The following is an 18,580-nucleotide window of genomic DNA, read 5'->3' on the forward strand; positions in this document are numbered from 1 at the left end:
TATTCTAGTAGGCCTAATTCAGGCTTAGCTAAAATATGGATAGCGCAAGCGTACCCTGCAGAGGAAGTGAGATATTATGGTTCTAGGTAAACCTCAAACCGACCCAACATTAGAGTGGTTTCTTTCACACTGTCATATTCATAAGTACCCTTCAAAGAGCACGCTAATTCACGCGGGCGAAAAGGCAGAAACTTTGTACTACATCGTTAAAGGTTCTGTTGCGGTTCTTATCAAAGACGAAGAAGGTAAGGAGATGATCCTTTCTTACCTAAACCAAGGAGACTTTATTGGTGAACTTGGTCTATTCGAGGAAGACCAAGAGCGCACAGCTTGGGTTCGTGCTAAATCTCCTTGTGAAGTTGCTGAAATTTCTTTCAAGAAGTTCCGTCAGCTTATCCAAGTAAACCCAGACATCCTAATGCGTCTTTCTGCGCAGATGGCTCGTCGTCTTCAAGTAACTAGCCAAAAAGTGGGTGACCTGGCGTTCCTAGACGTAACTGGTCGTATCGCTCAGACGCTTCTGAACCTTGCAAAACAACCAGACGCAATGACTCACCCAGACGGCATGCAAATCAAGATCACTCGTCAAGAAATCGGTCAAATTGTTGGCTGTTCTCGTGAGACAGTAGGTCGTATCTTGAAGATGCTAGAAGAGCAGAACCTAATCTCTGCTCACGGTAAAACCATCGTGGTTTACGGTACTCGTTAATCTCGAACTAGAGTGACACGAACAAAATTATAAAAGCCACCAATGGCAACATTGGTGGCTTTTTATTTGCTCATGACCAAATGAGATAGGGTGCAGCGAACACTAATGAGTAAGCTTAACAGGTTAACCCTAAAACTTAGCCATTCGTACTTTCAAAGATTTTGTCAGCTGAAGCGGCCACGAAACCTGGGTACAAATCACCATTTTCCATCGGATAGCGCTTAGCAAATTCATAAAACCCGCCAGGGATAATTTCAGTGCCTTCGCTAAAACGAACCGCTACTTTATCTGCCATGGTCGATGACTGCTCTAGCAACACCTCAGGAGTGCCCTTCACTTCACCACCATTTTCATTAATGGTAAACCCAGCGGTACGCAGATGATCGTTTACCTGCTTCACTTCTTCATATTCATTGAGCTGGTTAACGCTCACCGTGAAGTGGTTTGCTCCGTAACCATGCGCCGCAAGCCAAGATGCGTACTCACTTTCTTTAGCCAACGTTTGGTAATCAACAAAGCTTAAATCCCACAAGCGTCCACCATGTAAGAATGCGCTATCGTTCAGCTTGTCAGCATCGACTTGTGCCACCAAATTTTTCACAATCTCTTGTAGCTCAGGCGAGCACTCTTCAACTTTTAGCTCACTAATAAATACTTTAGGTTGCTTCGGATCTGGGTGCTCATAGTGCTTAGCAACTAGCTTTTTGCTTTCGAAAACGTAATCACCACACGCCTTGTAACCAATAGCTACAAATGGCTTAGCTAGAGTTTCAATACCAAGAGGCGCGATATTGAAGGTACGTAAAGCTATATGATCATTAATCAGAGGCTCATCTTCTTGAAGCAGCTGATGCACTTTAGCAGCCGAAGGGCAAAGACGTTGAATGTAATCTTGCCATAGCGATTCAAATAACACATCGGGCGTCATAACGACTCCTTGTTACGAGATGTAGAGTTTAAAGGTAAGCGGAAGTTGGCTGCTCGTTCACAACAAAAGTTGTCCAGAATAATGAACGAGCAACCATCAACCTGTGACGGTAAATGCCAGTCAGTCAACACGCTTTTCCGAGTCTTTGCTCACTTTTCGTGTTCTGCCAACGATCACTACAACCCATACCTAAATGATGCGCCGGCAAGGTGAGCCGCAATGCATAGTTGCGACTCTATTATTAAAACTTATAGCGCTACACCTGGACTCAATGTTGCAGGCAAGACAGTTTCTTGACCTTCCATTGATGCCATTGGGTACGCACAGTAATCTGCTGCGTAGTAAGCGCTTGGGCGCAAGTTACCCGACGCCCCCGGGCCACCAAATGGCGCATCACCGCTTGCACCAGTGAGCTGGCGGTTACGGTTCACGATGCCAGCACGAATGTGGTCAACGAAGTATTCCCATTCTTGGTCGTCGGTTGAGACCAAACCAGCAGATAAGCCAAAGCGCGTATCGTTTGCTAGCGCCACGGCTTTGTCTAACCCTTCGTAACGCACCACTTGCAGAAGTGGGCCGAAGTATTCTTCATCTGGTAACTCAGCAATGTTCGTTACATCAATGATGCCAGGAGAAACAAACGCCGCCTCTCCTGCTTTCGCTTCAATCAAGCTTTCACCGCCAAGAGACTGTAGATTAGCTTGTGCATCAAGAATAAACTTGGCTGCCGCGACCGAAATTTGCGGTCCCATAAATGGCGCAGGTTCTGCAAATGGTTGGTCTACGCGAATATTGCGTGTCGCTTCAACGAGCTTGGTGATAAGCGCATCGCCTTTTTCACCCAATGGCACATACAAACGACGAGCACACGTACAACGCTGCCCAGCACTGATAAACGCTGACTGGATGATGGTATAAACCGTGGCATCCAAATCACCATATTTATCAGAGATCACCATCGGGTTATTACCACCCATTTCTAGTGCGAGCATCTTGCCCGGTTGACCCGCAAATTGACGGTGTAATACATGCCCCGTATTTGCGCTACCCGTAAACAGTACGCCATCAATGCCTTTTGCGTCAGCGAGGGCGATACCAGTTTCTTTCGCGCCTTGAACAAGGTTAATCACGCCTTTCGGCAGACCGGCTTCTTCCCATAGCTTCATTGCCAATTCACCCGTCCATGGCGTTTGCTCAGACGGTTTGAAGACTACCGTGTTACCAGCCAGTAGCGCAGGTACAATGTGACCATTTGGTAGGTGGCCTGGGAAGTTGTAAGGACCAAACACCGCCATCACGCCCATTGGGCGGTGGCGCAATACGATTTGGTTGCCTGCTGCTTCACGGCTCGCCTCACCAGTGCGGTCATGATAAGCGCGAATCGAAATGGCAATTTTACCTGCCATTGCCGCTGCTTCAGTGCGCGTTTCCCAAATTGGCTTACCGGTTTCTTTGGCAATGACTTCGGCGATTTTTTCGCTGTTCTCTTTTACTTTCTCCGCAAAAGCCAACACGATTGCCTCACGCTCTGAAAATGGGCGCTTTTTCCAGTCAATAAACGCTTTACGCGCTGCAGATACCGCCTGGTTCACCTGCTCTGCCGTTGCACCTTTGCCTTGCCAGATCACTTCTTGGTTGTACGGCGACAGAGACGTAAATGCTTCACCCTGACCTTGTACCCATTCACCTGCAATCCAATGTGTCATTGTTTCTATCCTTAAATTCTGTCGTCTGTTACTGCGGAAGAAGGCGAACGAAATCCCCTTCTTCAACCGAAAGTGCATCCGCAACGTCTGGTGCGATCATTACGCTCTGTGTCTCTGCGTCATACGCCGCCTTAGTGACTGTCGCACGGAAGTTCTCGAAAGATGAATTACACATCAAGAAGTCTTGTGTGCTGGAATGTTCAGAGATTTTGACTTGCGCGCGGAATGAATGACGTACCGACTCAATATTACGCAGATCACACTCAACCGTTGGGCCACCATCGAAGATGTCGACGTAGCCTCGGTTGGTAAAACCTTCACGCTCAAGCAGCTTCAGCGCTGGACGCGTGTTGTCATGTACTTGACCAATCACGGCTTGCGCTTCTGGGCTGAGCAGATTGATGTAAATAGGCAGTTTCGGCATCAAGTCGGCGATAAAGCCTTTCTTGCCGATACCTGTCAGGTAATCTGCAAGCGTGAAATCGATAGAGAAGAAATGCTCTTGAAGCCATTGCCAGAATGGTGAATTACCCTCGTCGTCTGAAACGCCACGCATCTCCGCAAAGATCGTTTCAGAGAAGCGCTCTGGGTGCTCAGCCATCATTAGGAAACGACACTTCGACATTAGACGACCATTCAGACCTTGGCGGAATTTCTCACGCAAGAACAAGGTACAAATTTCGCTGTTACCCGTGTAGTTATTACCAAAAGTAAGCAGTTTAACAACGTTGTTAACGCCAAGCTTTGGCGACGAGTGCACAACTTTACTAATGTGATATGAGTAAAATGGGACATCCCAGCCGATAGATGCTTCGATTCCGGTGGTACCCGCAACCTCACCCGTTTCAGAGTCAAAGCCAACCATCAGGTAGCCTTCATCGCCTGGTTCTGCCACATCTGACTTACCAAAGCTGTACTCTGAATGTTTGATTCGATTGGTTAACAGTTCTTCGTTAACCGGTAGAGATGTAAATCCGTGACCAGACTCCACCGCACAAGTGTGCAGTGCGTCGTAATCCGACATCGCGATAGGGCGAACTACTAGCATCAATACTCCCTCCAGATGCAAGAAGATCCTAACTATATTGTAGGAACAATTCCCCCATCAGAGATCCTTGACGGGGGTGTCTGCGTTGACGTTTAAACTGATATCGCGCTTAAACTAAAGTCGCGATCGCTTTATCCAGTTTCGCCAAGCCTTCTTCAATTTCTTGTTGTGTGATAACGAGTGATGGTGTGAAACGTACGACATTGGCACCCGCAACCAATACCATGAGACCTTGTTTACCTGCAGCAACCAGCACGTCACGCGCACGGCCTTGCCATTCTTCATTTAGTGCAGCGCCAAGTAATAGGCCTTGACCGCGCACTTCTGAGAAGATGTTGTACTTCGCGTTGATCTTCTCTAGGCCTTCACGGAACATTGCTTCGCGTTCTAGCACACCAGCCAACACCTCTGGCTTAGTAACTTCATTTACAACCGCTTCTGCAACCGCACACGCTAGTGGGTTACCGCCATATGTAGAACCGTGAGTGCCCACTTTCATGTGCTCTGCCAATTTTGCTGTCGTTAGCATTGCACCGATTGGGAAACCGCCACCAAGTGATTTCGCAGTACTTAGAATATCTGGCGTGATACCTAAACCTTGGTAAGCGTAGAAGTTACCTGTACGGCCATTACCAGTTTGCACTTCATCGAAGATCAGTAAGGCGTTGTGTTTGTCACACAGCTCGCGAACCGCTTGAGCGAACTCAGGCGTTGGTGGCACGATGCCGCCTTCACCTTGTAGTGGCTCCATCATGACCGCACAAGTACGATCAGACATGTGCGCTTGTAAAGCTTCGATATCGTTGTAAGGAAGGTGTGTCACGTCGCCTGGCTTAGGACCGAAACCGTCAGAGTATGCCGCTTGGCCACCAACCGTTACGGTAAAGAATGTACGACCGTGGAAACCTTGTTTGAATGCAATGATTTCAGATTTCTCAGTGCCATGAACGTCTGCTGCATAACGACGTGCCAGCTTCAAAGCGGCTTCGTTTGCTTCTGCGCCAGAGTTAGCAAAGAACACTCGCTCAGCAAAACTCACTTCTGTTAGCTTTTTCGCCAGACGAAGGGCTGGTTCGTTCGTCATAACGTTACTTAAGTGCCAAAGCTTGTTAGCTTGCTCTGTTAGTGCGTTTACCATTACTGGATGACAATGGCCAAGACAGCTCACTGCAATACCACCAGCAAAGTCGATGTATTCATTACCTTCCTGATCCCAAACACGTGAACCTTCACCTTTAACAGGGATCATTTCCATCGGGTTATAGCAAGGTACCATTACCTCATCGAATAAACCGCGCTCTACTTTAATTTCCGTTGTCATTGCACATTCCTTCTTGATACCGCATGCGTAGCAGATAAGCGAATTTAACCGGCTCTCTTTGCCAGCAAATAATGTTTTGCATTTAAGCTATTGCGGCATTGTATTTACATTTAATTAACCATTTCAATAGTGATTTATTCTTTTCGTTCTCGAAAGTAACTTCCATTAATCACTGCTTATGACTATTTATGCATCAAGAAAGTAAAATAGAGAAGTGATTTTTTATAAATGTTATGTAATACAGGGGATAGAAGGTTTAAAAAGACATGAATAGACAAAGAGACTCGAGAGAATCGCATAGTTTTGCAATCCGCTCACCTCAGCAAAAAGATGAATGATTTGTTAAGAAAAGTGATCGCGATCAGATCGCTTTGCGTGCTAAAAAGTTCGCAAGCAACTCGTGACCTTGCTCAGTTTTGATTGATTCTGGGTGGAATTGCACCGCATCAATTGGCAAGGTTTTATGTTGGTAACCCATTATTTCATCCATGCTTCCGTCAGGCAGTTCTGTCCATGCAGTCAGTTCAAACACGTCGGGTAAAGTACCGTTTTTCACCACAAGAGAGTGATAACGGGTTACCGTGAGTGGGTTATTCAGATTTTTAAACACACTGCGACCGTTGTGACGAATTGGTGAGGTCTTGCCGTGCATCACTTGTCGAGCACGTACCACTTCCCCTCCAAACACTTGTGCAATCGCCTGATGACCAAGACAAACTCCTAGGATCGGCAACTTACCAGCGAAGTGTTCTATCGCTTTCAGTGAAATGCCTGCTTCGTTCGGCGTACATGGCCCTGGCGAGATCACCAAATGAGTTGGGTTGATCGCCTCAATGCCTTGGATATCGATTTCATCGTTACGCACCACCTTTACGTCTGCACCAAGCTCGCAGAAGTATTGGTAAAGGTTGTAGGTAAACGAATCATAATTATCGATAATTAACAGCATGGGACTACATCGTGGAAACCTGAAAGCGAGTATTGTGCCGCCTTTTTATCTAAACGCAAGTACGATCAGTTATTCCACCTCGGCTTGCAGGAACTTACTCAGCAGGCTTTCCAACGCATTTCTTTCTTCAGAGTCGAGACAAGTTAAGTGCTGTTCCATGCTCGCGACATGCGCTTCAAGCACCTGATCTAAAAAGGCAACACCGTCTTCCGTCAATGTCACTCGATTACTTCTGCGGTCGCTTTCGCTCGCTACGCGGTGCACCCAACCTTTTTGTACCAAGCCTTCTAAGCGTGTACTCACTGCACCAGACGAAATCATCAACGTTTTGTACAACGTTGTCGGCGTGACGGGGTCTATGCTACGTCTTAGCGTGGCCAGAATATCGAACTCAATTGCGCTGATCCCAGCATCACCGCACACTTGGCCATGGACCTGTTCCCAGAAGTTTGCCGCGCGACGAATGCGCCCAACCACGCCCATCGAAGAACAATCTAAGTCAGGTCGTGCTTGCTGCCACTGCTGAAGAATCTTATCTACACCGTCCATTACATCATCCCCATTATCATCACTAACTAAAAATCTTTTCAAAAAGATACTTGACCAAAAGAAAAAACGCCATTACTTTTAAAAAACAATCTTTCACAAAAGATACTTTTTCAGGAGGTATCATGACCAACGCAGAAAGGATTCAAGCAATACTGCTCACCGCGATTGCTCCCATCGTTTGGGGCAGCACCTACATCGTCACTACTGAGTTGCTACCCGCAGATAGTCCCCTACTCGCGTCTGCGATACGCGCACTTCCGGCGGGATTATTACTCATCGCTTATACGCGGTGCTTTCCGAACCAGCAATGGTGGGGAAAACTCGCATGCCTTGGAGTGCTCAACATCGGACTGTTCTTTTACTGCCTGTTTTTTGCTGCAAGTTACCTACCTGGAGGAACCGCGGCACTGGTCATGTCGAGCCAGCCGATCATAGTGATGCTGCTCAGTGGGCTGGTATTAAAAAGTAAGATCGCTTTGAGCCACTGCATCGCAGCAATCTTCGGGGTGCTTGGTGTAGCGCTTATCGTCATCAACGAAACGGTGCAGATCAGCGCGCAAGGAATTGTTCTGGCGGTACTAGGTACATTAAGCATGGCAAGTGGCGTGGTGCTCACCAAATACTGGGGACGTCCGGAGAATATGTCGACATTGGCGTTCACTGGCTGGCAACTCCTTGTCGGAGGCATCCTTTTATTACCTGCAGCGCTATGGTTTGAAGGTCTACCAGACACCATTTCACTGAAAAACTTGGCCGGATACAGCTACCTAACCATAGTGGGCGCCGTACTCGCTTACGCACTGTGGTTTAAAGGAATCGAGCGTCTTCCTGCAACAAACGTCGCGTTTCTAGGATTTCTGAGTAGCGTCTCGGCGAGCGTGTTGGGCTACATATTTTTAGATGAAATACTCACACCACTGCAATTGTTAGGTGCAGGAGCAATACTGATTTCGATCTTTTTGGCCTCCCATAGTCCTAAAACTGCAAATGCATAACACCAATAAACAAGATATTAAATTAAAAAGGAAATGATTATGAAACTAACGATTGTATCTGGCAGCCAAAGGGTAAATTCACAAAGTCTCAAAGTGGCTCGTTTTCTCAAACAGCACGGTTTGCAAGAATTCGACCAAGTGGAGATCCTCGATCTGCATGAGCTGAACCTGCCATTTTGGAATGAAGGCGTTTGGCAAGGTAGCCAAGAGTGGGATGTTTGGACACCAATCGCGCAAAAACTGAAAGAGTCTGACGCGTTTGTCTTTATCACACCGGAATGGCACGGGATGGCAACCCCAGCGCTGAAAAACTTCCTATTACTGACGACCGCAAACGAACTGGCACATAAACCAGCACTATTGGTGAGTGTCAGCGTGAGTATCAACGGTGTTTACCCGATCAGCGAATTGCGCATGACCGGCAGCAAAAATAACCACGTGTGCTTTTTGCCTGACCACCTCATTGTGCGCAACAGCGATAAACTCATCGATCAAGATGCGAATAGCGATGACAGTGATTTTGTTGCTCGCACTCAATACACCTTGAAACTACTCAGCTGCTACGCGAGCGCATTAGCACCAGTGCATCAGGACATGCTGCCGATCGGTAAACCATTTACCTATGGGATGTAATCGTCATTCAAGCCGCTCAGTATTGGGCGGCTTTTAGTTTAACCTCTCTCCAAGCAACTATTAGCAACGCTAATAGTTTCAGTAGTAATCCGGTTTGTTTGAATTGTTTCAATAGTGTTAAATCATTCTCAATTAAAGGGGAGATGTATGAACATTATTGAAGTCTTAGAACCTTGGTTAGCCGACGCGATTAGTATCCGTCATGCCATTCATAAACAACCAGAATTAGGTTTTGAAGAAAATAACACTCAAGCGTTAGTGGTTGCCGAGCTCGAAAAGTACGGCGTCGATGAAATCTGTACTGATTTCGCCAAAACGGGCGTGGTGGGTGTGATTCACGGCTCGCTCGGGGACGGAAAGAGCATCGGTCTTCGCGCCGACATGGACGCTCTACCCATCCATGAAGCCAACACATTTGCCCACCGTTCGTGCCACGACGGTAAAATGCACGCTTGTGGCCATGACGGTCACACCACTATGTTGCTACTCGCTGCGCGCTACTTGGCCCAGTCGCGTAACTTTGCAGGCAAAGCGGTGCTGATATTCCAACCGGCAGAAGAAGGTCGCGGTGGCGCCGAGACCATGATCACCGACGGCGTGTTAGAGCGCTTCCCGATCGACGAATGCTACGCTCTGCACAATATGCCGGGCATTCCTGAAGGGCATTTCGCATTTAAGACGGGGCCAATAATGGCGAGCTCTGACCGTCTGTTTGTCACTGTCGACGGAAAAAGTGGTCATGCTGGCTTACCACACACAACCCAAGATCCATTACTTGTCGCGACCCATATTTACCAAGGTATTCAAGGCATGGTCAGCCGCAACTACGACCCGTTTGATCCACTAGTGGTTTCGGTCACACAACTGCATTGTGGAGAAACAACCAACGCCATCGCCGACCAAGCTCATATGAGCGGTACGTTCCGTACTTTGTCTCAACAAACACGAGATAGCTTGGTTGAACGACTCGAGCAACTAGTAGCTCACAGCGCCAAGGCGCACGGGATGCAAGCAGAATTTAAACTCGGACCAATTTCTCACCCACCGACGGTTAACACCGAAAACGAAACTCAACGGGCGATCACCGCAGCGACTCAAACCGTTGGTGCTGAGCACGTTAACCCAAGCTGCGAAGCGATGCTGACCAGTGAAGACTTCGCCTTTTTCCTCAACAAAGTACCAGGTTGCTACGGCTTTATCGGCAACGGCACTGAGGAGCAAGGATGCAGCGTTGGCCTGCACAACAAAGCCTACGACTTTAACGATCGGCTGCTGCCGATTGGCGCGGCTTACTTTATCAATTTGATTGAACAGCAATAACAACAAATGAGGGGAAGTGACTCCCCTCTTTACACAAAGGAGTGTTCTAACAATGTCGACTGCAATTACGCAAAAATCGAGTTCAGGCGCGTCGATGATCGACCGCATTGAGCGACTGGGCGATAAAGTCCCTCATCCCTTCTATCTATTTATCTTCCTCTGCTTCAGCGTCATGTTGCTCTCTTGGCTATTCTCGTTTATCGGCGGCGGCGTGACCCATCCGTCTACGGGTGAAGTGGTGCACGTTAAGAGCCTGATCAGCGGCGAAGGTCTGGTTTATATCCTGCAATCGACGGTGAACAACTTCGTCTCGTTTAAACCACTCGGATTGGTCTTATGTATGATGCTAGCGGTGGGGCTATTGCAAGAAGTAGGCTTGGCCGACAGTGCAATCAAGCAATCATTGCTCAACGCGCCGCGTCAGTTTGTCACCGCGTCGATTTTCGTCACTGGTATCATCGGTAACCTCGCCTCAGACGCTGCGTTCATTTTGGTTCCCCCTCTCGCAGGTCTGATTTTTGCGGCAACCAACCGCAACCCAATTGTCGGCATCGCCGCAGGTTTTGTCGCGGTCGCGGCTGGGTTTACCGCCAACCTATTCATTGCTGGCACCGATGTATTACTTTCCGGTATTTCAACCGAAGCGTCTGCCATCGTTGAACACGTCGAAGTTAGCCCGGCAGCAAACTGGTACTTTATGTTGCTTTCCGTTCCGATTTTAGTCGTCACAGGGACGCTCATCACCGACAAATACATCGAGCCTAAATTCGCGCATAAAGTGACAACCAACCACGCCGATAGTGAACCGTCTTTTGAAATTACCACTAAGCAAAAGAGTGCGTTGAAATGGGCTGGAGCAGCGTCTTTGGTGTTTATCGCTTTGCTTTTGGCCGCCCTGCTGCCAGCCGATTCACCTCTACGTAATGCAGACGGCGGTTTGGTACCTTCACCTTTCCTAAAAGGGATTATCCCGATCATCATGGCATTCTTCTTTATGAATGCGGTGGTTTACGGCGTCAAAGCGGGTACGATCAAACAAGCCAGTGATATTCCTGACTTGATGTCCAAAGCGCTCAAGGGCGTTGGCGGCTACATTGTCTTGGTATTTGTGATTGCCCAGTTCATTGCTTGGTTTAAGTGGTCTAATTTAGCTATCTTTATTGCGGTGAATGGTGCGGAATGGATTTCGTCTGTCGAGATGCCAAAGCTGGCGATGATGGCGCTGTTTATGATGCTTGCTGGCGTGATGAACATGATTGTGTTTAGTGGTTCGGCGCAATGGGCGATCATGGCCCCGGTATTTATCCCACTCTTTATGTTACTTGGCGTAGACCCGCAAATTACGCAAATGGGCTATCGTATTGCCGACTCCACTACCAACATCATTTCACCGACCAATCCATATATTCCGATGGTACTGGCGCTGATCGCCAAATATAATCCGCAAGTGAAATTTGGTACTTTCCTCGCGATGATGGTGCCATACGCTCTGGTGCTATTTAGTGTTTGGGGCGGGCTATTCCTGATTTACATGCTGACAGGTTTACCCGTCGGGCCAATGTAACGTCGCTTAACGACTGGGGATAAACTCAGCAAAGCCCCAGTCGCTGACATGCTTTTTCAAAATCAAACTGAACTCATCGACTAACTCTCGATGAGTTTCTTTACGTGTAATGAGCCCTACTGAGCGGTACTGAACCGGTTGAACAATCGGAATAAAGCGAACTTCCACGTTGTTGCTCAACTCACCGATAGTGGAAGACAGAATCGTCGAACCTAGTCCGCTGGAAATCATCCCTAATAGCGTTGAGGTATGCGAAGCGCTCAACTCCGGATCATAGGTTAAACCAATGCGTTGAAACGCTTCGTCGGCAAGTGTGCGTAAACTGTTCCCGGGGCTGACACCAATCGACGCGTATTGATGCGCTTGTTCCCAACTGACTTGCTTATGCTCGGCGAGCGGATGGTCTTGCCGGCAAACAAAGCACAGGTAATCGCGAAACAGTAAATCAAAGTTCAATTCTGGGTGATTCGGATTGGTGTTGATGCCGATGTCTGCCTGCCCTTGTAGTACTGAATGGGTAATGTCATCAACCCGTTCTTCAATTAAGCGAAAAGTAAAATCTGGATAGCGCTTTTTCAGGTCATTGAGGGTTTTCGGCGCTAAGGATGCACACAACGTATATAGCGACGAAACCACCAGCGACTTGTTGTAGCCGTGCTGGCGGTCTTTGTTTTGCTGAACTAGTTTATCCAAGCGATTAACGATAAATCGCGCTTCCTGATACAACTGCTCGCCCGCTTCGGTGAGTATGATTTTCCTGCCTTGGCGCTGATAGAGTTCGCTGGCAAGTTGCTGGGTCAGCTTTTTCATCATCTGGCTCAACGCAGACTGGGTGATGTGCACCTTTTCAGCGGCATAAGTAAAATTTTGTTCCTCAGCCAAGGCGATAAAAGCTTTGAGCTGACGATAGCTAATGTCCATTTAGTAGTCTCACCCTTTGCTCTGCTGAAAAAGTATACCCAAACTTGGTAACTAATACGTCAATATGATTATCCATTTCTATATTTTTTCTGAACATAAAGGCCAGCATAGGCTGGCCTTTGGTCTTTACAGCTATTTAGGAACTGTTTGTCAGGAAGTAAATTCGCTTAGCGGCGACGGCGGAATAAGCCGAGACCTAGCAGCGCAAATAGCGCGCCAAAGCCAAATGAACCACCATCATCATCATCGTCTGATGGGTTAGTGCTCGACGGCTCTAGCGTAACATCGCGAGAATCACTGAACTTAACCGTGTTACCGGTAGAATCTGTCACTTTCTCTTCTAGAACGTACTGACCTTCCGTTGGTGCTTTGTCGAATTCCACACTCACGCTACGAGCATCAATGTCTGTTTGTGTCAGAGTTGCACTCGCTTCGTAACCATCAGTATCAGACGTTGACGACGCCGCTTGAGTTGCTTCCGTTAGGCTTACCGTCACGATATCACCGACAACTGCGTTTGGTGGTAGACGAACTTCCACTGCTAGGTTTTCACCTGAGCTTGGTAGATCGATATCTGTATCTGGTAAATCAATCGCGATGATCACTGGATCGTGGTCAGAGGCAGAGAACGCATCTTTGTACTTCGGCATATCACCTGTGTACTTGCTGCTGTATTCGAACAAGTTACTCTCTAGTGAGTTGATGTGCCAATCTTCAATTGCTACCACTTTTTGCGCTAGGCTGCTGCTTGCCAATGCGTGGTCCAAATTACCCAGCTCGCCCGAATAGGTGTAAGAAAACGTATCAGTGCCGTGCAGCAACGTGTTTAAGTTGTGCAGACCGTAACCTTTTTCAATTTTGGTCTTCTCTACTTGAAGTTCACCATCACCAATGGTTGTGTAAGCAGCAGTATAAATGTCACGGCCGTATTTCTCTTTCGAGTAATCAGTCAGTGTAAGCAGAGGATCTTCCATGCCGTAGGCGTTCAGGTCGCCCATTACTAGCACGTCACCTTCAATGCCTTTCAGAGCATCACCCACAACGTTAGCAGCAGAAACACGGAAGTTGTTACAGTTGCCTTGCAGATCCGCTGGCTCAGAATCTTCTACGCCCGCAATCCACTCTTCAATACATTCAGAACCTTTCGATTTGAAGTGGTTAACAACAACAGACAGATCTTTACCTGTCTCTTTCACCGTGAAGGTTTGTAGCAAGCTATGACGTTGGTATTTGTCGTAAGCTGGGTTGCCTTCCGCACCGTCATTACGCGTAATGGTGTTTTCTTCGATGTGCTGCTCTGGCGTGATGATCACTTTTGCAGCGTCTTTTGGCGTTACTGCGTTAGCACGATATAAAATCGCCACCATGATCGCATCACTGCCAAAGTATTCGTCTTGGTATTTGTCTTGCTCTTCGATTTCGACATACGTGTAATGATCTTCAGCGTCATCAATCTCAGCATTTAGGGCATCAACTAAGTTTTGGATAGCACTGCCATCACCAAAGCCGTTGTTTTCCACTTCCATCAAACCAATAACGTCTGCGTCCATCTTGTTCATCGCCGCAACGATTTTCGCTTGCTGGATCAGGAATTCGTCTAGATTAGTCGCACCGCGGTTTTGTCCGGTTGGGTTTTCATGACCACTGTCAGCCACGGAGTTGAAGTAGTTCAGTACGTTGAAGCTTGCAATACGCAAATCTGAGTCCGCAATCGCTGGGGCATCTTTACGAGCCACATCGAAGCCTTCACCTGAAGTCACAAAGTTGGTGTTATCGACTTCATTGGTCGCAATCAGGCGGTATTCGTTGTAGCTGTAAGCCACGACACCCTGAAGACCTTCTACTCGAGAACCAAGGCGAATGTGCTGCTCTGAAGAGCCATCTTGGTCTGCATCTTTAGCAAAATCTGGGTAGTATGGGATTTGTCCGTTTGGTGCTTTGCCATCTGATTCTAAGTATACGCGGTTCGCTGCGTTGTCTTTTGCTAGCTCAACGGCTGCATCGCTCTCTGCCGCGTGTAATTGAGTCGGCTTTAACAATGGCGCTTCATGAGAGAGCATCATATTGTTACGACGTGAATCGTAGTCGTAAGAGAAGTTTCGAGTTACAAACAAGTCACTTGCCGAGGTTAACTCAACTTGCATCCCTTCATGACGCTCAAGCGCATCACGTAGTGTCTCACCTTCTTTGATAACAAGATCGGTAACTCGAGGGGTTTCAGAGATGCCTGTTTTCACATAGCTGTTAGCATCAGAAGCAAGCTGAGTATTGCTGTAATACTCTTGAACTTTACCTTTCACACAAACAACATCACCAGCTTTCAGCGCCGTGTCTGCCGCGTCAGTATGAATGAACAAGCCTTCTGAGGTCTTGTCGTTGTTGTCGCTTTCTAATGCTTGTAGGTAGAAACCTTTGGTTAGGCCAGTGGTAACAGCAGTCACGACACCCGTTACGAAATGATCTTCGTCAGTAATGTATGGGTAACCATCAATGAATGGAGACGTATCGCCTTCACCTTGAATATCTTGGATGGTAGTGAAGTTAGGTTGCTGACCGTCGACTTCACAAGCGAATGGTGCTGGTGGCTCAGTCGCATTTAGCTCACCAAGGCCGTCAATGTTGTCTTTCTCAAATGCCGTCCACTGAGATGCATCATAAGTAGCAGAAGGGGTTAGTGCATCACTGTTACGAACTAATGTGGTGTCTTTACCAAAATCTACGTCACCCATCACACCGATGATGTCGTGCACTTCACCATCTTTAAGCAGTGCGATCGGGTCGTCACCGTTAAAGTTCGCAACGCTTTTATCTGTGATATCCGAGACAGCTTTGATGGTATCGCTCGCGTCACCATGCGCCAGTACATACACTTGGTTAGCTTGTAGCGTCACTTGGCTAAGGTCGAATGTGCTACCCCAAGTACCACCACCGTTTGATGATTTCGCCAACTCGTAGCCAGTGAGTGTCACCGCAGTATCACCCGTATTAGCGATCTCTACCGCTTTATTATAAGCGCCGCCTTCTACGTATTGGGAAATAATAATCTCTGCGTTCGCGTTTGCACTAAGTGCACTGGCGATGGTTAATGCGAGTATTGAGGGTTTGATTAACGTGTCCATTGTCATACCTGATATTTATGTAAATGCAAACTTAGCTCTGGTTAGAGCCTGCCATTTGCGTCTACTATCAGGTTTATTTATGAAATAAATAAGAATGAGTAATTAAAGCCGTGAAATGAATCACATGTGAATATAATAAAATATGCCAGAGCATCCCATTCAAACATTTTTTGTAATAAATACAGAGCGCTATTGATAAACAAGTCAGAATTTAGATTGATTACTCAGTTTACTTTTTCACTTCATGTTAAGGAGTAGAAAATACATCACTTGTTGAGTGGCTTATTAACCCAACCGTTCCGTTACAAATAAAAAATATAATTAGTCACTAATTTAGAATGCTTTAATTTTCACTTGTATCACTGTTCAAGCCCAAGAATCTATTACTCGCTTCGTTCTCTCTTATACAGGCCCCTCATACTTCAAAGTTTTCATGATTTATTCAATAACTTTTCATTACTCACTAGCCAAAAACATACACAAAAGATATAACACCTGCGCGAGACAATAAGATCTCATTAGCTGTAAACCCAGGAACGACAAATGAAAAAAATTCAACGCAGTGTGCTAGCTCTCTCCCTACTTGGCTTGATAGCGGGGTGTCAGTTGACCGCCAGTGAGCCACTTCAACCTACGGCGAATCAAGACATCATCGAATCAGCCAAAAATGAACTGGATGGTATTGAAGAGCTAGAAGTCAGTGACGAGGGTGTTATTACCTTTACTCAGCGTCTAAGAACGCCAGGAACCTACTGGATTCCAGCGAGAATTAAAGAACTCAGCTACGATATATCATGCGTACAGCTTAGTTACTTCATTGATAGAGGCATGGTTGTGAAGTCTGCCTTTCTAGGGGCTCGAGGACGTGTTGAATATTACGACATGGAACGCTGTATGAAAGACACACCATTTCAGTAATACAGGCATAAAAAAAGCTCCACCAAAGTGGAGCTTTTTCGTATTCGTTCTTAGCAACTATGGGCGAGCTACAAAACCTACTGCTTCGTATGCTTTCTTAAGCGTTTCAGCCGCTCGTGCCGAGGCTTTCTCAGCGCCTTGCTGCATTACCTCGTCCATGTAAGCACGATCAGCGCGAATACGGTGATATTCTGCTTGAATTGGCTCAAGCATTGCTACAACTGCCTCACCAACATCTTTCTTAAATGGGCCATACATTTCTACGCCTTGGTACTTCGCTTCAATCTCTTCGAAGCTCATGCCTGTCGCCGCGGAGTACAGACCCATTAGGTTAGCAATGCCCGCCTTGTTCTCGATATCATGACGGATACTTGGTGGCGTTTCGGTATCGGTTTGCGCTTTGTTGATCTTCTTAAGGATCGACTTAGGCTCTTCCAGCAGCGTGATAACGTTCTTACGGTTGTCATCAGATTTAGACATCTTCTTCGTTGCGTCTTGAAGGCTCATTACACGCGCATTTACTGTCGGAATGTAAGGCTCTGGAACTTGGAAGATTGGCTGCTCTGGCGAGTAAATATTGTTGAAACGCGTTGCGATATCGCGCGCTAATTCTAGATGTTGCTTCTGGTCACTGCCTACAGGTACTTGGTGTGCACCGTAAAGCAAAATGTCAGCCGCCATCAACACCGGGTAGTCAAATAGACCGACGTTTACGTCATTCGCGTAACGTGCCGATTTGTCTTTAAACTGAGTCATACGGCTCAGCTCACCCATTTGAGTGTAGCAGTTAAGAAGCCAACCTAATTGAGCATGCTCTGGTACATGTGACTGAACAAATAGCGTGCTCTTCTTCGGGTCAACACCAACTGCCAGACAAATTGCCAGTGCGTCTAGAGTTGCTTCATGCAGCGCTTTAGGGTCCTGACGAACCGTAATCGCGTGAAGGTCTACCACACAATATTGGCAATCATAATCGTCTTGCATCTGCTGCCATTGACGTAGAGCACCCAAGTAGTTACCGATACTTAGTTCACCTGAAGGTTGAACACCACTCAATACAATGGGTTTGCTCATTAGAATGATTCCTTTGACTTCTTAATCTAATTAAATGAAAAAAAACCGTGCAGTAATAGGTGCACGGTTTACTCAGTGTACTCATTAACGAGTATTTTGGAAGCTCTTTTGTAGCCGTTATGCAGAAACCGCTACAACGTCCAATAATTCTGCCAAACTGTCAGCGACGAAATCTGGATTTGATGCAGAAATAGGTTCACCGTGGTTGTAACCATATGTCAGACCAAATGAGGCGCAACCTGCGTTCTTCGCTGCAAGAATGTCGTTTTTCGAGTCGCCAACCATCAGCATTTCACTAGGTTGGATTTGGTGTTTTTCCATCAGCCAATTCAGTGCGACTGGGTTTGGTTTTTTCTCTGAGAATGCATCACCGCCAAGGACATCAACGAAGTATTTTGCGATGTCGTGCTTTTCCAAAACGTCAGGCACAAACTTTGAAGGTTTGTTAGTCACCAACGCCATAACAAAGCCCGCTTTGTGCAGCTCTGCTAGTGTCTCTTTTACCGTTGGGTAAAGATGACTTAGCTTGTGACCGCTTTGCTCGTAGTAATCATCAAACAATACACGCGCTTTAGCACGAAGCTCTTCACTCAGCTCCGGGTGGATGGTCAGGCTTTGGCTTAGTGAGCGACCAATAAGCACGTCTGCACCGTTACCCACGTAATCACGAACTTGTTCTTCTGAAACCGATGGAAAGCCAAGCGCCTGTACTGCTTGGTCTGCCGCGACAGCTAGATCTGGCACGCTATCAAGCAAAGTACCATCTAGATCGAAAGCGATGAATTTAATGTCTTGTTGAGTCATAACTTCCCTGAGGATTTTTATT

The 18,580-nt window shown here is 46.9% G+C and carries 16 protein-coding genes; 6 read left to right on the top strand and 10 right to left on the bottom strand.

Features of this window, described 5'->3' with window-relative positions; translation table 11 throughout:
- Positions 1 to 76 precede the first annotated feature (76 nt).
- Positions 77 to 709, top strand: a complete 633-nt coding sequence (gene crp, locus IJ23_RS19880) for a cAMP-activated global transcriptional regulator CRP (RefSeq protein WP_005381432.1) — start codon at positions 77 to 79, stop codon at positions 707 to 709.
- A 136-nt stretch (positions 710 to 845) separates the two neighbouring features.
- On the opposite strand, the gene IJ23_RS19885 is transcribed toward crp, so the two are convergent.
- The 6 genes from IJ23_RS19885 to IJ23_RS19910 form a co-directional block, all read right to left on the bottom strand.
- Positions 846 to 1,637 carry a DUF1338 domain-containing protein gene (locus tag IJ23_RS19885; protein WP_033907161.1) on the bottom strand — a complete coding sequence of 264 codons (792 nt, stop codon included), beginning with the start codon at positions 1,635 to 1,637 and terminating at the stop codon, positions 846 to 848.
- Positions 1,638 to 1,885: 248 nt separating this feature from the next.
- Positions 1,886 to 3,343 (bottom strand): succinylglutamate-semialdehyde dehydrogenase, encoded by a 1,458-nt coding sequence (gene astD / locus IJ23_RS19890; protein ID WP_033907162.1) that lies wholly within the window; start codon positions 3,341 to 3,343, stop codon positions 1,886 to 1,888.
- A gap of 28 nt (positions 3,344 to 3,371) precedes the next feature.
- Complete coding sequence (gene astA, locus IJ23_RS19895) at positions 3,372 to 4,391, bottom strand: arginine N-succinyltransferase (RefSeq protein ID WP_033907163.1); 1,020 nt, start codon at positions 4,389 to 4,391, stop codon at positions 3,372 to 3,374.
- A 109-nt stretch (positions 4,392 to 4,500) separates the two neighbouring features.
- Positions 4,501 to 5,712, bottom strand: a complete 1,212-nt coding sequence (locus tag IJ23_RS19900) for an aspartate aminotransferase family protein (protein WP_005381420.1) — start codon at positions 5,710 to 5,712, stop codon at positions 4,501 to 4,503.
- A 361-nt stretch (positions 5,713 to 6,073) separates the two neighbouring features.
- Entirely contained in the window at positions 6,074 to 6,661 is a 588-nt protein-coding gene (locus tag IJ23_RS19905; protein ID WP_033907164.1) for an aminodeoxychorismate/anthranilate synthase component II, read from the bottom strand.
- Positions 6,662 to 6,730: 69 nt separating this feature from the next.
- Positions 6,731 to 7,210, bottom strand: a complete 480-nt coding sequence (locus IJ23_RS19910) for a MarR family winged helix-turn-helix transcriptional regulator (protein ID WP_033907165.1) — start codon at positions 7,208 to 7,210, stop codon at positions 6,731 to 6,733.
- Positions 7,211 to 7,332: 122 nt separating this feature from the next.
- Here IJ23_RS19910 and IJ23_RS19915 point away from each other — a divergent pair, with 122 nt between their 5' ends.
- The 4 genes from IJ23_RS19915 (at position 7,333) to IJ23_RS19930 (ending at position 11,722) form a co-directional block, all read left to right on the top strand.
- A complete protein-coding gene (locus tag IJ23_RS19915; RefSeq protein WP_033907166.1) occupies positions 7,333 to 8,205 on the top strand; it encodes an EamA family transporter in 873 nt (290 codons plus the stop codon).
- A gap of 39 nt (positions 8,206 to 8,244) precedes the next feature.
- Entirely contained in the window at positions 8,245 to 8,838 is a 594-nt protein-coding gene (locus tag IJ23_RS19920; RefSeq protein ID WP_033907167.1) for an NADPH-dependent FMN reductase, read from the top strand.
- A 147-nt stretch (positions 8,839 to 8,985) separates the two neighbouring features.
- The gene (locus IJ23_RS19925) at positions 8,986 to 10,158 is read left to right on the top strand and encodes a M20 aminoacylase family protein (protein ID WP_033907168.1); all 1,173 of its coding nucleotides are present in this window, start codon (positions 8,986 to 8,988) and stop codon (positions 10,156 to 10,158) included.
- 52 nt (positions 10,159 to 10,210) lie between these two features.
- On the top strand, positions 10,211 to 11,722 hold the full coding sequence (locus IJ23_RS19930; RefSeq protein ID WP_033907170.1) for an AbgT family transporter: 1,512 nt from the start codon (positions 10,211 to 10,213) through the stop codon (positions 11,720 to 11,722).
- Positions 11,723 to 11,728: 6 nt separating this feature from the next.
- On the opposite strand, the gene IJ23_RS19935 is transcribed toward IJ23_RS19930, so the two are convergent.
- On the bottom strand, positions 11,729 to 12,643 hold the full coding sequence (locus tag IJ23_RS19935; RefSeq protein ID WP_033907171.1) for a LysR family transcriptional regulator: 915 nt from the start codon (positions 12,641 to 12,643) through the stop codon (positions 11,729 to 11,731).
- Between the two features lie 167 nt (positions 12,644 to 12,810).
- Positions 12,811 to 15,762 (bottom strand): ExeM/NucH family extracellular endonuclease, encoded by a 2,952-nt coding sequence (locus tag IJ23_RS19940; RefSeq protein WP_033907172.1) that lies wholly within the window; start codon positions 15,760 to 15,762, stop codon positions 12,811 to 12,813.
- Between the two features lie 543 nt (positions 15,763 to 16,305).
- On the opposite strand from IJ23_RS19940, the gene IJ23_RS19945 reads away from it, so the two are divergent.
- Complete coding sequence (locus IJ23_RS19945) at positions 16,306 to 16,680, top strand: hypothetical protein (RefSeq protein WP_005381401.1); 375 nt, start codon at positions 16,306 to 16,308, stop codon at positions 16,678 to 16,680.
- A 57-nt stretch (positions 16,681 to 16,737) separates the two neighbouring features.
- On the opposite strand, the gene trpS is transcribed toward IJ23_RS19945, so the two are convergent.
- Positions 16,738 to 17,754: a tryptophan--tRNA ligase gene (gene trpS / locus IJ23_RS19950; protein ID WP_005381398.1), complete on the bottom strand. Its 1,017-nt coding sequence runs from the start codon at positions 17,752 to 17,754 to the stop codon at positions 16,738 to 16,740.
- Positions 17,755 to 17,871: 117 nt separating this feature from the next.
- Positions 17,872 to 18,558 carry a phosphoglycolate phosphatase gene (locus IJ23_RS19955; RefSeq protein WP_033907173.1) on the bottom strand — a complete coding sequence of 229 codons (687 nt, stop codon included), beginning with the start codon at positions 18,556 to 18,558 and terminating at the stop codon, positions 17,872 to 17,874.
- Positions 18,559 to 18,580: the final 22 nt, after the last annotated feature.

Origin of the sequence: Vibrio sp. OY15, assembly GCF_000742455.1 — a bacterium.
GTDB lineage: Bacteria > Pseudomonadota > Gammaproteobacteria > Enterobacterales > Vibrionaceae > Vibrio > Vibrio alginolyticus.